Annotated in this window: 11 protein-coding genes; all 11 read left to right on the top strand. The window is 67.6% G+C overall.

The window, feature by feature from the left end:
* The first annotated feature begins 214 nt into the window (after positions 1 to 214).
* The 11 genes from N7590_RS02110 (at position 215) to N7590_RS02060 (ending at position 12,853) form a co-directional block, all read left to right on the top strand.
* Positions 215 to 754: a GNAT family N-acetyltransferase gene (locus N7590_RS02110; protein ID WP_053508393.1), complete on the top strand. Its 540-nt coding sequence runs from the start codon at positions 215 to 217 to the stop codon at positions 752 to 754.
* Positions 751 to 1,083 carry a non-heme iron oxygenase ferredoxin subunit gene (locus N7590_RS02105; protein ID WP_053449036.1) on the top strand — a complete coding sequence of 111 codons (333 nt, stop codon included), beginning with the start codon at positions 751 to 753 and terminating at the stop codon, positions 1,081 to 1,083. The genes N7590_RS02110 and N7590_RS02105 overlap by 4 nt, the downstream gene beginning before the upstream one ends.
* Positions 1,084 to 1,761: 678 nt before the next feature.
* Positions 1,762 to 4,086, top strand: coding sequence for a catecholate siderophore receptor Fiu (locus N7590_RS02100; protein ID WP_164242384.1), 2,325 nt, complete (start codon positions 1,762 to 1,764; stop codon positions 4,084 to 4,086).
* A 51-nt stretch (positions 4,087 to 4,137) separates the two neighbouring features.
* On the top strand, positions 4,138 to 4,815 hold the full coding sequence (locus tag N7590_RS02095; protein ID WP_006423086.1) for a Fe2+-dependent dioxygenase: 678 nt from the start codon (positions 4,138 to 4,140) through the stop codon (positions 4,813 to 4,815).
* A 165-nt stretch (positions 4,816 to 4,980) separates the two neighbouring features.
* Entirely contained in the window at positions 4,981 to 5,382 is a 402-nt protein-coding gene (locus tag N7590_RS02090; RefSeq protein WP_053508399.1) for a hypothetical protein, read from the top strand.
* A gap of 160 nt (positions 5,383 to 5,542) precedes the next feature.
* Positions 5,543 to 7,963 carry a TonB-dependent receptor gene (locus tag N7590_RS02085; RefSeq protein WP_053508401.1) on the top strand — a complete coding sequence of 807 codons (2,421 nt, stop codon included), beginning with the start codon at positions 5,543 to 5,545 and terminating at the stop codon, positions 7,961 to 7,963.
* A gap of 201 nt (positions 7,964 to 8,164) precedes the next feature.
* Complete coding sequence (locus N7590_RS02080; protein WP_053508404.1) at positions 8,165 to 8,803, top strand: PepSY-associated TM helix domain-containing protein; 639 nt, start codon at positions 8,165 to 8,167, stop codon at positions 8,801 to 8,803.
* Positions 8,804 to 8,830: 27 nt separating this feature from the next.
* Positions 8,831 to 9,349: a DUF2271 domain-containing protein gene (locus N7590_RS02075; protein ID WP_006423068.1), complete on the top strand. Its 519-nt coding sequence runs from the start codon at positions 8,831 to 8,833 to the stop codon at positions 9,347 to 9,349.
* A gap of 75 nt (positions 9,350 to 9,424) precedes the next feature.
* The gene (locus tag N7590_RS02070; protein ID WP_164242386.1) at positions 9,425 to 10,228 is read left to right on the top strand and encodes a DUF4198 domain-containing protein; all 804 of its coding nucleotides are present in this window, start codon (positions 9,425 to 9,427) and stop codon (positions 10,226 to 10,228) included.
* 52 nt (positions 10,229 to 10,280) lie between these two features.
* Positions 10,281 to 11,252, top strand: a complete 972-nt coding sequence (locus tag N7590_RS02065; RefSeq protein ID WP_164242387.1) for an FAD:protein FMN transferase — start codon at positions 10,281 to 10,283, stop codon at positions 11,250 to 11,252.
* The gene (locus N7590_RS02060) at positions 11,249 to 12,853 is read left to right on the top strand and encodes a sulfite reductase subunit alpha (RefSeq protein WP_164242389.1); all 1,605 of its coding nucleotides are present in this window, start codon (positions 11,249 to 11,251) and stop codon (positions 12,851 to 12,853) included. The genes N7590_RS02065 and N7590_RS02060 overlap by 4 nt, the downstream gene beginning before the upstream one ends.
* Positions 12,854 to 12,889: the final 36 nt, after the last annotated feature.

Genomic DNA, 12,889 nt, shown 5'->3' with positions numbered 1-12,889 from the left:
CCTTGGATCGTCCGTCCTTGAAAGCGCGCACAGACAGCAGGACCTGTCCCCTGGCCAGCGCGATCTACACCCATTTATGAATCAAACATGAAGATCGCGTCAAGGCGACATTCACGACAGGATCGGCAAACAGCCTGGGGACAGCCTCCACTCCGGTCCGCGCCCAGCCCCAGGACCTGCGCCGCAGAAGGCGTGCCCCATCTAGAATGCCCGCATGACCACCCTGACCTACCGGGCCGCCACGCCGGCCGACATCCCCGCCCTGATCGCCCTCGTTACTTCGGCCTATCGGGGTGACGCCAGCCGTGCCGGCTGGACCACCGAAGCCGACCTGCTGGACGGCGCCCGCATCGACGCCGAAGGCATCCAGGCCGACCTCGACCGCCCCCGCTCGACCATCCTGCTGGCCGAACGCGAGGGCCGGCTGGTGGCCTGCGCCCACGTCGCCGATGTCGACGGCAAGGGCTACTTCGGCATGTTCTCGGTCGACCCGGCCCAGCAGGGCGGCGGCGTCGGCAAGCAGATGATGGACGCGGCCGAAGCGCACGCTGCGCGCGAATGGAACGTGCCGGTGATGCAGATGACGGTGATCGACGTTCGCGACGAGCTGATCGCCTTCTACGAGCGTCGTGGCTACCAGCGCACCGGCATCAAGAAGCCGTTCCCGTATGGCGACGAACGCTTCGGCATCCCCAAGCGCGACGACCTGCGCTTCGAGGTCCTGGAGAAGCCGCTGGCCGGAGCCACCGCGTGAGCGAGGCCTGGACCTTCGTCTGTGCCGGCGCCGAACTGCTGCCGGGTGAAATGAAGAGCGTGTTCGACGAAGTAACCGGCACCCCGATCGTGGTGTTCAACCTCGATGGCGAGCTGTATGCGCTGGAGGACCAGTGCACGCATGAAGAGTTCGAGCTGTCCTCCGGCGAGTTCAACACCACCGAGGGCAGCGTGGAGTGCGTGCTGCACGGCGCGCGCTTCGACGTGCGCGATGGCCGCGCCCTATGCGCCCCGGCCTACACCCCGGTGCCCAAGTTCCCGGTGAAGCGCGAACACGACGCCATCTGGACCCGCGACGACCGCGACTGAGTCGCCACACCCCCGGGGCAGCCAACCCACGGGGTGGAGCTGCCGGAAGGGGCTGAGCACCCGTCCAGGGCCTCGTAGGGCCATCCTGGCAGCCCGCCCCATCGCGCACATGCGAATCATTATCGTTGATGTTATTCTTCGTAACATCTTCGTAACGACTCCGCCCCGCGCTATGGCTTCGCCCGCGCCCGCCGCCACGCTGTGCCAGCTCACCCGCCAAGGGTGGCCGCTGCTCGTGGCCGCGCTGCTGACGCTGGTGCTGGGTTGGTCGGCACTGCACGAAGGGCGTGGTACGGCAACCGCCGCCATGCCCACGGTACACGCCCAGGGTGCCGCGCCCGCGTCTCCGCCACATGCACTGCCGCACGAACAGGCGATGCACCGCGCTGAGTCCGAACCTGATGGCAGTCGCAGCGACAAGCCAGCGGTGCTGCGACGGCTCTGCCTGCAATACCCACGGCGCGCCCCTGCGGACGCTCCGGCGACGGTGACACCAGCTCCTGCGGTGCACGCGCCGGACCGACGCCAGCCCCCCTCACAGGCACCGCCCCTGCTGCTGGCCTGACGCTCTGCTGCGCGCTGCGCAGTCGTTTCCGCACGTTCCCCCTTTCGCTCCATGCCCTGCTGCCGCGCCGCCTGCGTCGGCCGCCCCTTCCTGTTCCCTCTCTGCAGACGCCCATGAAACCGATCAAGAGCCGCAAGCACGCTTCTCCGCTTCGTACCCTGCCGTTGGCCACCGCCAGTCTTGCCGCCGGCCTCGGCCTGGCGGCCCTTCCCGCGCTGGCCCACGCCGAGGCCGGCGACAACGCGCGCACCCTGGACAAGATCGATGTGCACGCCACCCGCGGCTACAAGGCCGACAAGGTGGCCTCGCCGAAGTTCACCCAGCGTCTGCAGGACACCCCGCAGACCATCCAGGTGATCACCAGCGACCTGTTCAACCAGCAGGGCGCCACCACGCTGACCGAAGCGCTGCGCAACAGCCCCGGCGTGGGCACCTTCTATGCTGGTGAGAACGGCAACACCACCACCGGCGACGCGCTGTTCATGCGTGGCTTTGACACCTCCAACAGTCTGTATGTGGACGGTGTGCGCGACCTGGGCTCGATCTCGCGCGATGTGTTCAACATCGAACAGGTGGAGGTGACCAAGGGCCCGGCCGGTACCGACAACGGCCGCTCGGCACCGACCGGTGCCATCAACCTGGTCAGCAAGCAGGCCAACCTGCAGGACGCTACCTCGGCCAGCGTTTCGCTGGGCAGCGACCAGCAACGCCGTACCACCGCCGACTGGAACCACTCGCTGGGTGCCACCAGCGCGCTGCGCATCAACGGCATGTGGCAGGACAGCGGCCAGCCCGATCGCGACCACGTGCAGAACAAGCGCTGGGGCATCGCGCCGTCGCTGGCCTTCGGCCTGGGCACCGCCACCCGCTACTACCTCAACCTGCTCTATGTGAAGCAGGACAACGTGCCCGACGGCGGCGTGCCGACCCTGGGCCTGCCTGGCTGGACCCCGCAGCCGACGCTGGAAGCACTGGCCGGCCATCCGGTGGACCCGGAAAACTTCTACGGCACCCATGCCGACCACGATGATGTGACCGCGCAGATGGCCACGTTCCGCTTCGAGCACGACTTCAACGACAGCGTGCGCCTGACCAATACCGCACGCTGGGGCCGCACCGAACAGGACTATCTGCTCACCGCCTTCATGGGCACCGGTGTGCGTGGTGCGAATGGGCGTCCGACCGGCAACATCACTTACATCAACCCGGCAGACCTTGCAACCTACACCATTGCGCGCAGCCTGCCGACCTTCAAGGATCAGCGCAACACCATCCTCACCGATCAGTTGAACCTGCGCGCGGACTTCTCCACCGGCGCGGTAGGCCATGCACTGAGTGCCGGCCTGGAATTCACCCGCGAAGAACTGGACAGCTACGGCCAGGCCGCCACCGGTGGCAGCAGCTGGCCGGCTGCCAACCTGTACGACCCCAACTGGAACGTCACTGGCCTGAACTGGGCGCACAACGGCGCCGATGCCCACGGCAAGACCACCACCTCGGCGATCTACCTGTTCGACACGCTGTCCTTCGGCGAGAGCTTCCTGCTGACCGCAGGCGTGCGTGCCGATCATTACAAGACCGAGTACGCCAGCGCCTCGGTCTGTGGCGGCCGCGGCGGCCCAGTGTGTGGCAGCAACCCCACCGGCACCGTGCTGCGCAACCCGACGCTGGACGCGTCCGATACCCTGCTGAACTGGAAGCTGGGCGCGCTGTACAAGGTGGGTGAAACGGTCAGCGTGTACGCCAACTACGCGCTTTCCCAGCAACCGCCAGGCGGTGCCAACTTCCAGCTGAGCAGCTCGGCCAGCAGCGCCGACAACCCCAAGCTGGACCCGCAGAAGGCCAAGACCTTCGAGGTGGGCAGCAAGTGGGCCTTCATGGAGGATGCGCTGGCGGTGAACCTGGCGCTGTTCCAGACCGATGTGGAAAACGAAATCAATACCACCGTGCTGGACGACGCCGGCAACCCCACCCAGACCGGCAGCAAACGGGTGAAGGGTGTTGAGCTGTCTGCCGTGGGCCGCGTGTCCGAGAACTGGTCGATCAGCGCAGGCTACAGCCACTTGAACACCGATGTGAAGGATGGTGCCAAGGTGGCCGCCGATGGCACCAACAACCTGGTCTATACCCCGGACGATACCTTCACCGGCTGGACCAGCTACGTGCTGCCGCATGGCATTACCCTGGGCGGCGGCGTGCGCTATGCCGCCGGCATGCACCGCGGTACCGACGGCGCCGTCGGCACGCCGGCATTCACCAAGTCCTACACGGTGTACGACGCCATGGTCTCGTGGGCGGTGAACGATCACGTGTCGCTGCGCTTGAACGGCTACAACCTGTTCGACAAGCAGTACGTGGCCAGCATCAACAAGAGCGGCTACCGTTACACCCCGGGCGCACCGCGCACTTTCCTGCTCAGCGCGGACATCCGCTTCTGATGGCAAGACGCGGGGGAGCCCGTCTCCCCCGCGCATCACAGAGGAACCACCATGCTGCTGCACATACCCAACGTGCTCGCCCCGGAAGAGGTGGCACAGATGCGCCAGCGGCTGGATCCGGCCGATTGGGCCGACGGTCGCGAGACCGTCGGCGCGCAGGGTGCGCAGGTCAAGCACAACCAGCAACTGCCCGATGCCTCGCCGCTGAAGGCAGAACTCGGGCAGCGCATACTCGCCGCACTGGGTCGCAGCCCGTTGTTCTTCGCTGCCGCTCTGCCGCTGAAGGTCCTGCCACCCCGCTTCAACCGCTACAGCGGCGGTGGCACCTATGGCTTCCACGTCGATGGCGCGGTGATGAACCTGGCCAACGGCGAACAGCTGCGCTCGGACATCTCCTGCACCCTGTTCCTGTCCGCGCCCGAGGAGTACGAGGGCGGCGAGCTGATCATCAGCGATACCTACGGCGAGCACGAGGTGAAGCTGCCGGCCGGCGACCTGATCGTGTACCCGTCCAGCAGCCTGCACAAGGTCAATCCGGTCACCCGTGGCGCGCGCGTGGCCTCGTTCTTCTGGGTGCAGAGCATGGTCCGCGACGACGTGCAGCGTCGCCTGCTGTGGGAAATGGACGGCTCGATCGAACGCCTGCGGCAGACCGGCGGCGACGCCGAGGCGGTGCTGCAGCTGACCGGCGTGTACCACAACCTGCTGCGGCGCTGGAGCGAAGTCTGAGCCGCACACGGCCGGGCCCGCGACATCTTGGCAATCATTCTCATTTGCAACCGCTAACCGCTCTCATTACAATCTCGCCCCGTTGATGCCGGCCCCTGCCGGCAGACGTCCGGGGATTCCTGCTTGCTGCGTCCGCTTCGCCCTCGCCCACTCGTCCATCGCAAGATGGGCACCGCCATGCGCGGCCAGCGTCCTGCGCTGGCCAGCCTGTTGGCGTGGGTGGCGATGCTGGCGTTGCTGCTGGGCACGTTGCCGCTGCTGCCGCATGCGCCGGCGCCGATGACCGTGCAGGTGCCGCTGGAAGAGCGCGGCGGCGAAGGCCCGCTGCAGGAAGAAGCACCGGCCAAGCTGCGCCGCTGTGCCGCTGCCCCGGTGAAAGCGGCCGAGAAGTCACCTCCGCCATTGCTGCTGGCCAGCCAGTGGCTGCGCACTGAACTCGAACTCGTTCCCGCTGCGCCGGCCATGCCCGGCGTGCGCCCGGACTGGCCGCTGGCCGCTCCGGATACGCCCTGGGCCGATGCGCCCGGGCGCCGCCAGCAACGCGGCCAGGCGCCGCCGCTCGCCTGATCCACGGCCCGGTGTGACCGCGTGCGCGGTCGCCTGCGCGCGCCGCTGCCTGCTTCATTCCCGTCTGCTCCATCCCTGCTGCCCCTGACCGGGCCTTCCGTGCCTGCCGCGCCCTGAGCGCGTGGCAGTGCACCACCCTGCATCCTTCGAGGTAACTGCCATGGCCCAGCGCCATCGTGTCCGTTCGTCCCTGTCCCGCCCCCTGCTGACCAGCGCCGTGCTGGTGGCCCTGTCCGCCCCCGCCTTCGCCCACGGTGACGCCGCCGGCGCCCCGCAGACGCTGGACAAGGTGGTGGTCACCGCGTCCGGCTTCGAACAGAAAGTGATCGATGCACCGGCCAGCATCAGCGTGGTCAGCCGCGAGGAACTGAGCAAGCGTCCCTACACCAATCTGGTCGATGCATTGCGCGACGTCGAAGGCATCGACGTCGGCCTGGAAGCGACCGACAAGAACGGCCGCGCCACCATCTCGATGCGCGGCCTGCCCTCCGAGTACACCCTGGTACTGATCGATGGCCGCCGCCAGAGCAACGTCGGCCAGCTGTACCCGAACAACTTCGGCGGCGGCCAGTTCGCCTACCTGCCGCCGCTGGATGCCATCGAGCGCATCGAAGTGGTACGCGGCCCGATGTCCACCCTGTACGGCTCGGATGCGATGGGCGGCGTCATCAACATCATCACCCGCCGCAACCAGGACAGCTGGCACGGCGCGCTCACCCAGGGCTTCACCGTGCAGCAGGACGACCAGTTCGGCGATGCACGCACCACCGACGTTTACCTCAGCGGCCCACTGATCAAGGATCGCCTCAGCCTGGCGGTACGCGGCAGCTACTACGACGCCAAAGCCTCCAATCCGGAGTGGGACGCACTGACCCTGCCCGACGGCAGCCTGTGGGAGCGCAGCATCGGCTTCGGTGGCGGTGGCAAGTCGGTGGCCAACACCAACTGGAACACCGGCGTGCGCCTGGACTTCCGCGTCAACGATGACCACGAGCTGTGGCTGGACTACGACGTCTCGCGGCAGAAGTACGACAACAGCGAAGGCCAGACCGGCACGCTGGACAGCCTGGCCAGCCTGTGGCGCGTCGGCAACGCGGTCATTCCCAACCCGAACGGCAGCGGCACGGTCACCCGCCGCGTGGTGCAGCCGCGCGTGGGCTACACCGCCTACCAGCGATACGAGCGCGACCAGCTGTCGCTGACCCATCAGGGCCGTTACAGCTTCGGCACCTGGCAGACCTCGCTGACCCACAGCAAGAGCAGCAACCTGGGCCGCTCGCTGCCACTGACCCTGGACGAACGCGCCAACCTGCAGACGCTGTGGAATGACGTCTGCCGCCGCACCGGCGCGGCCAACAACTGCGCGGCCGGCCGTGGCAATGCGCTGACCGCCCTCAACCCCAGCGAAATGGCACGCCTGCAGGCCTTCCTACCGCGCCCGCTGCGCACCATGGAACTGGAAGGCTACGTGCTCGACACCATGCTCGACCTCGACTTCGGCTCGCACAAGCTGACCGTGGGTGGCCAGTACAACGACACCGACATGATCGACGGCGTGTTCGGCATGGACGGCGCCGGCTACCGCAGCAACACCAAGCAGAAGCACCGCATGTGGGCGCTGTTCGCCGAGGACAACTGGGCACTGACCGACACCCTCACCGCCACCTTCGGCCTGCGCTACGACGACCACAACGTGTTCGGCAGCCATGTCAGCCCTCGTGGTTACCTGGTGTGGAATGCCAGCGATGCGTGGACCTTCAAGGGTGGCGTCAGCACCGGCTACAAGACCCCGCGTCCGGACCAGCTGTTCCCGGGCATCACCGGGTTTGGTGGCCAGGGCGTGCTGCCGCTGGTGGGCTCGCCCAACCTGAAGCCGGAAACCAGCACCAACTACGAGCTGGCCGCGTACTACGAAGGCCAGCGCTGGGGCTTCAACGTCACCGGCTTCATCAACAAATTCGAAGACAAGATCGCCAGCGGCGGCACCTTCCCGAACTGCGAAGTGGCGCCGGCCGGCAGCGGCTACTGCGTGGACATCGGCCCGGGCTGGGCGTCACTGGGCTACAGCGCGTTCACCCAGAGCGTGAACATCGACAAGGCCGAAACCCGCGGCGCGGAACTGGCCGGCCACATCGACCTGCTCGACACCCTGCAACTGCGCGGCAACTACACCTGGACCAAGAGCGAGCAGACCAGCGGCCCCGACAAGGGACGCCCGATCGCAGGCACCACACCGGCAAAGCACATGGCCAACGCCAGCCTCAACTGGCAGATCAACGAGGCCATCAGCCTGTCGTTGATCGGCGAGGGCCGCTACGACCGCTACCGCGACACCCTGATCGACAGCGCCGGTGCCCGCCATGTCCGCTATTACGAGGACTACACGATCTTCCACCTCGGTGGCAGCTGGCAGGCCACGCCATGGCTGACGGTGAACGCACGGGTCAACAACCTGTTCGACAAGAACTTCGTCTCGCAGTCGTGCCTGCTGCTCAATCCGAGCGAGTTCAGCTGCGTGGACGACTACGCGACCAAGGACCAGCGCCGCAGCTACTGGATCTCGCTCAACGCGAAGTTCTGACTTCTGCGGGGCCGGCGCTCCATCCACGCATGGCGTGGATCTACTGGACAGTGGTAGTGCCGGCCGCTGGCCGGCATCGCCTTGGCCCGGTGGGTGCCGACCTCGGTCGGCACCGCTCCCAGGGATACAGAACGACACGCAATTGCGAGCTATTCTCATCAATGATGTAATGAGCAGTCCCCATCCGCCCCGAACCGTGCCGTGAGCCGTCCTGCTTCTTCCACCGTGCAGCAGCAACAGAGCCGTGGCTTCTGGCTGCGTACGCTGCACCAGTGGCACTGGATCAGCTCGGCGGTGTGCCTGATCGGCATGCTGTTGTTCGCGGTGACCGGCCTGACCCTCAACCATGCGGCGAAGATCGAGGCCAAGCCCCAGGTGCAGAACCAGCACCTGGAACTGCCGGGCGAGCTGCTGGGCCAGCTGGGCACGCGCGAGGACGGTAACGCGCCGATCCCGCGCCCGGCCCGGCAATGGCTGGACACCCAGCTGGGCATCGCCATTGGCGGGCGCCCGGCCGAGTGGTCGGCCGAGGAGATCTACCTGTCGCTGCCGCGCCCCGGTGGCGACGCCTGGCTGAGCATCGATCGCGAAACCGGCGCGGTGGAGTACGAATCAACCTCGCGCGGCGCGGTGTCCTACCTCAACGACCTGCACAAGGGCCGCAATGCCGGCCCGGCGTGGGGCTGGTTCCTGGACCTGTTCGCCGTGGCCTGCCTGGTGTTCTGCATCACCGGCCTGTTCCTGCTGCACCTGCATGCGCGGCAGCGGCGCATGACCTGGCCGCTGGTCGGCCTGGGCCTGATGATCCCGCTGCTGATCGCCCTGCTGCTGATCCACTGACTTTTCCCTCGTTCCCGGAGCCGCTCCATGCGCGTCACCCTGACCATCGCCCTCAGCGGCCTGCTGGCCACCTCGCCGGCCTACGCTGCCACTCTCGACATCAACGTCGAAGTGCCCAAGCTCAACGTGGCCGAATACCACCGCCCGTATGTGGCGGTGTGGCTGGAAGGCGCCGACCAGAAGGTCGCGGCCAACCTCTCTGTCTGGTACCAGCAGACCAGCAACAGCGAAGGCCATGGCACCAAGTGGCTGCCCGACCTGCGCCAGTGGTGGCGCAAGAGCGGCCGCACCCTGCAGGTGCCGGTGGACGGCGTGACCGGCCCGACCCGCCCGGCCGGCAAGCACGCGCTGTCGTTCACCGACAAGCAGCCGGCGCTGAAGCAGCTCGCCCCGGGCAACTACACCCTGGTGGTCGAAGCGGTGCGTGAAGTCGGCGGTCGTGAACTGCTGAAGATCCCCTTCACCTGGCCGGCCACCGCCGCGCAGAACGGCAAGGCGCAGGGCGCCACCGAACTGGGCCAGGTCACCCTCGCCGTCAAACCCTGAAAAGGGGACGGAGGGGATTAAGTCGTAATCCCCTCGCCCTTGTCGCACCGCCCCGCATCCACTGGAGTCTTCCGCATGAAGCGCACGCTCGTCCTCGCCGCCGCCCTGGCCGCTGCCCTTCCCTTCTCTGCCCTGGCCCACAAGGCCTGGCTGCTGCCCTCGCAGACCGTGATCGCCGGTAACGCGCCGTGGATCACCGTCGACGGTGCGGTCTCCAACGACCTGTTCTACTTCAACCACGTGCCGCTGCGCCTGGAATCGCTGGTGATCACCGCCCCGGATGGCAGCACCGTGCAACCGCAGAACGCGTCCACCGGCAAGTACCGCAGCGTGTTCGACGTTGAGCTGAAGCAGCCCGGCACCTATCGCATCGCCTCGGTCAATGACGGCCTGTTCGCCACCTACGAGCAGAACGGCGAGCGCAAGCGCTGGCGCGGCAGCGTGGCTACCTTCGGTGAACTGCCGAAGGACGCGAAGAAGCTGGAAGTGAGCCAGTCGGTCGGCCGCGTGGAGACCTTCGTCACCAACGGTGCGCCGAACGACACCGCGCTGAAGCCGACCAACCGTGGCATCGAGCTGGTTGCCGTCGGCCACCCGAACGACCTGTTCGCTGGTGAGGAAGCCACCTTCCGCGTGCTGGTCGATGGCAAGCCGACCGCTGGCCTGGAGTTCGAGATCGTGCGTGGCGCCACCCGCTACCGCAATGCGCAGGACGAACTGAAGCTGACCAGCGACGCCAAGGGCGAGATCAAGGTGACCTGGCCGGAAGCCGGCATGTACTGGCTGGAAACCGGCACCGAAGATGCCAAGACCTCGGTAAAGCAGGCCGCCAAGCGCCGCCTGAGCTACGTCGCCACGCTGGAAGTGCTGCCGCAGTAATGATGCAGATCGCGATGCCGGGCCAGCCCCGGCATCGCGCCTGCGCACCACCATGACCGATACCCCGCTCGATATCGCCCGCCTCGGTGGCGCCACCATGGGCACCACCTGGAGTGTGTCGCTGGTCGCGTCGCGCCAGCGCGACCTGCACCCGCTGCATGCTGGCATCCAGGCGCGGCTGGACGAGGTGGTCGCACAGATGAGCACCTGGGAATCCGGTTCGGACCTCAGCCGCTACAACCGCGCCGAGGCCGGCCAGTGGTGCAGGCTGCCGACCGAGACGCGCCAGGTGCTGGCCTGCGCACAGGCCATCGCGGCGGCCAGTGACGGCGCCTTCGACCCCACCCTTGGCCCGTTGGTTGCACTGTGGGGTTTCGGTGCGCATGCCGGTGAACGCCGACAACCCGATGCCGCCACCCTGCAGGCCACGCGCGACCGCTGTGGTTGGCAGCGCCTGCAGTGGCAGGACGATGCGCTGCTGCAGCCGGGCGGGCTGGAACTGGATCTCTCTGCGATCGCCAAGGGCTTCGGCGTCGATCACGTCGCCGCCTGGCTGCGTGCACAAGGCATCGCGGCGGCGCTGATCGAAGTCGGCGGCGAGCTGGCGGGTTACGGCCGCAAGCCCGACGGCCAGCCATGGCGCGTGCTGGTGGAATCGGCGCCGGAAGAAGACGCGCACACCGGGACCCCGCCGCGGGTACTCGCGTTGGACGGGCTTGCGGTGGCCACTTCAGGTGATCGCTGGCACCAGTACCAGGCCGATGGCCAGGCTTACAGCCACAGCCTCGACCCGCGTACCGGCATGCCGGTGCGCCAGGTTGCAGCGGCAGTGACCGTGGTTGCCGACGACGCGATGCATGCCGATGCCTGGGCCACCGCACTGACCGTGCTCGGCCGCGAGCACGGCATGGCACTGGCCGAACGCGAAGGACTGGCCGCACGCTACCTGCAACGCACAGCAGAAGGCCCCCGCGAATTCCTCAGCAGCGCCTTCCAGCGCCTGCTCGACGAGCAGGATGCATGAGCGCACGTCCGTCGCGCGCGTGGCTCGGCAACGCTCTGGTCCTGCTTCTGCTGGCGCTGGTCGGGTGGGCGCTGCTGCGCCTGCATCTGGGCAAGACCTGGTGGCAGGGTGCGCCGCCGGCACGGCAAACGCAGATCGCGCTGATCGCTACGGCGCTGTATGCGCTGGCCTGTGCCGCGTTGTGGTGGCGTGGCCGCCCGCGTGACGACGCCCCATCGGGCGATACCGCGCCGATCCTGCTGGTCTGGGCCAGCCAGACCGGTTTCGCCCGCGAACTGGCCGAACGCAGTGCCGAGGCCCTGCGCGGTGCCGGCGTGCCGGTGCGTGTGCGCGGACTGCATGAGGTGGACGCAGCACTGCTGACGGCCAGCCAGCGCGCGTTGTTCATCGCCAGCACCACCGGTGAGGGCGACCCGCCCGACCACGCGTTGCCGTTCCTGCGCGGGGCAATGACCACGCCACCGCCGATGCAGCACCTGCACTACGGCGTGCTCGCGCTGGGCGATCGCAGCTATGGCCACTTCTGTGGATTCGGCCACCAACTGGACCAGTGGCTGTGCCAGCATGGTGCGCATCCGCTGTTCGATGCGATCGAAGTCGACAACGCCGATCCGGCCGCGCTGCGCCATTGGCAGCAGCTGCTGGGGCAGCTCGGTGGCGGCGCCAGTGAACTGCCCGACTGGAGCCCGGCCGAGTACCAGCCGTGGACGCTGCTGCAGCGCCAGCACCTGAACCCGGGCAGCCCCGGTGGTCCGGTGTACTGGCTGCGCCTGCAGCCACCCGCTGGCGCCGCTGTGCAGTGGCAGGCCGGCGACATCGCCGAGATCGGTCCGCAGCACGCTCGCCACAGCGCGCGCGCCTGGCTGGATGCACAGGGCTTCAATGCGGACACCGTGCTGGATGACGGACAGACCCTACTGGCCCGCGTCGAACGCTCGCACCTGCCCTCACTGGTTCCTGCCGGGGATCTGCCGGCGTTGCTGGCCACCCTGCAGCCGCTGCCACATCGCGAGTACTCGATCGCCTCGGTCATGGCCGACGGCGCAGTGGAACTATTGCTGCGTCGCCAGCTGCGCGCCGATGGCACACCCGGCATCGGCAGCGGCTGGCTGTGCGACCACGCGGCCATCGGCGAACCGGTGCAGCTGCGTCTGCGCCGCAACGACAATTTCCATGGCGTTGCCGCAGATGTGCCGCTGCTGCTGATCGGCAACGGCACTGGCATCGCCGGCCTGCGCGCGCATCTGCACGAACGCGCGCGCAGCGGCGCACGCCGCACCTGGCTGCTGTTCGGTGAGCGCAGCGCAGCGCACGACTTCCACTTCAGGGAAGAGCTGCATGCGATGCAGGCCGATGGCACGCTGGCGCGGCTGGATACGGTGTTCAGCCGTGACGGCGGCACGCACCGTTATGTACAGGACCGGTTGCAGGCTGAAGCGGCAACACTTCGCCAGTGGATCGATGACGGCGCGACAATCCTGGTCTGCGGCAGCCTGCAGGGCATGGCCCCAGCCGTGGATGCGGTGATCGAGCAGGTGCTGGGTGTTGCCGGCAAGGAAGCGTTGCTGCTGGCCGGCCGTTACCGGCGCGATGTGTATTGAGGCCGCCGCATCCTGGTGGGTGCGAACCGCCTTCTG

Origin of the sequence: Stenotrophomonas sp. GD04024 (genome assembly GCF_029837545.1) — a bacterium.
GTDB lineage: Bacteria > Pseudomonadota > Gammaproteobacteria > Xanthomonadales > Xanthomonadaceae > Stenotrophomonas > Stenotrophomonas forensis.
This window is presented reverse-complemented; position numbering and strand designations above follow the sequence as displayed.

Excerpts from the sequence above, each read along its gene's own strand:
- N7590_RS02110 (WP_053508393.1), top strand. The coding sequence starts at position 215 with ATGACCACCCTGACCTACCGGGCCGCCACGCCGGCCGACATCCCCGCC.
- N7590_RS02060 (WP_164242389.1), top strand. The coding sequence starts at position 11,249 with ATGAGCGCACGTCCGTCGCGCGCGTGGCTCGGCAACGCTCTGGTCCTG.
- N7590_RS02090 (WP_053508399.1), top strand. The coding sequence starts at position 4,981 with ATGGGCACCGCCATGCGCGGCCAGCGTCCTGCGCTGGCCAGCCTGTTG.
- N7590_RS02065 (WP_164242387.1), top strand. The coding sequence starts at position 10,281 with ATGACCGATACCCCGCTCGATATCGCCCGCCTCGGTGGCGCCACCATG.
- N7590_RS02100 (WP_164242384.1), top strand. The coding sequence starts at position 1,762 with ATGAAACCGATCAAGAGCCGCAAGCACGCTTCTCCGCTTCGTACCCTG.
- N7590_RS02070 (WP_164242386.1), top strand. The coding sequence starts at position 9,425 with ATGAAGCGCACGCTCGTCCTCGCCGCCGCCCTGGCCGCTGCCCTTCCC.
- N7590_RS02085 (WP_053508401.1), top strand. The coding sequence starts at position 5,543 with ATGGCCCAGCGCCATCGTGTCCGTTCGTCCCTGTCCCGCCCCCTGCTG.
- N7590_RS02075 (WP_006423068.1), top strand. The coding sequence starts at position 8,831 with ATGCGCGTCACCCTGACCATCGCCCTCAGCGGCCTGCTGGCCACCTCG.
- N7590_RS02095 (WP_006423086.1), top strand. The coding sequence starts at position 4,138 with ATGCTGCTGCACATACCCAACGTGCTCGCCCCGGAAGAGGTGGCACAG.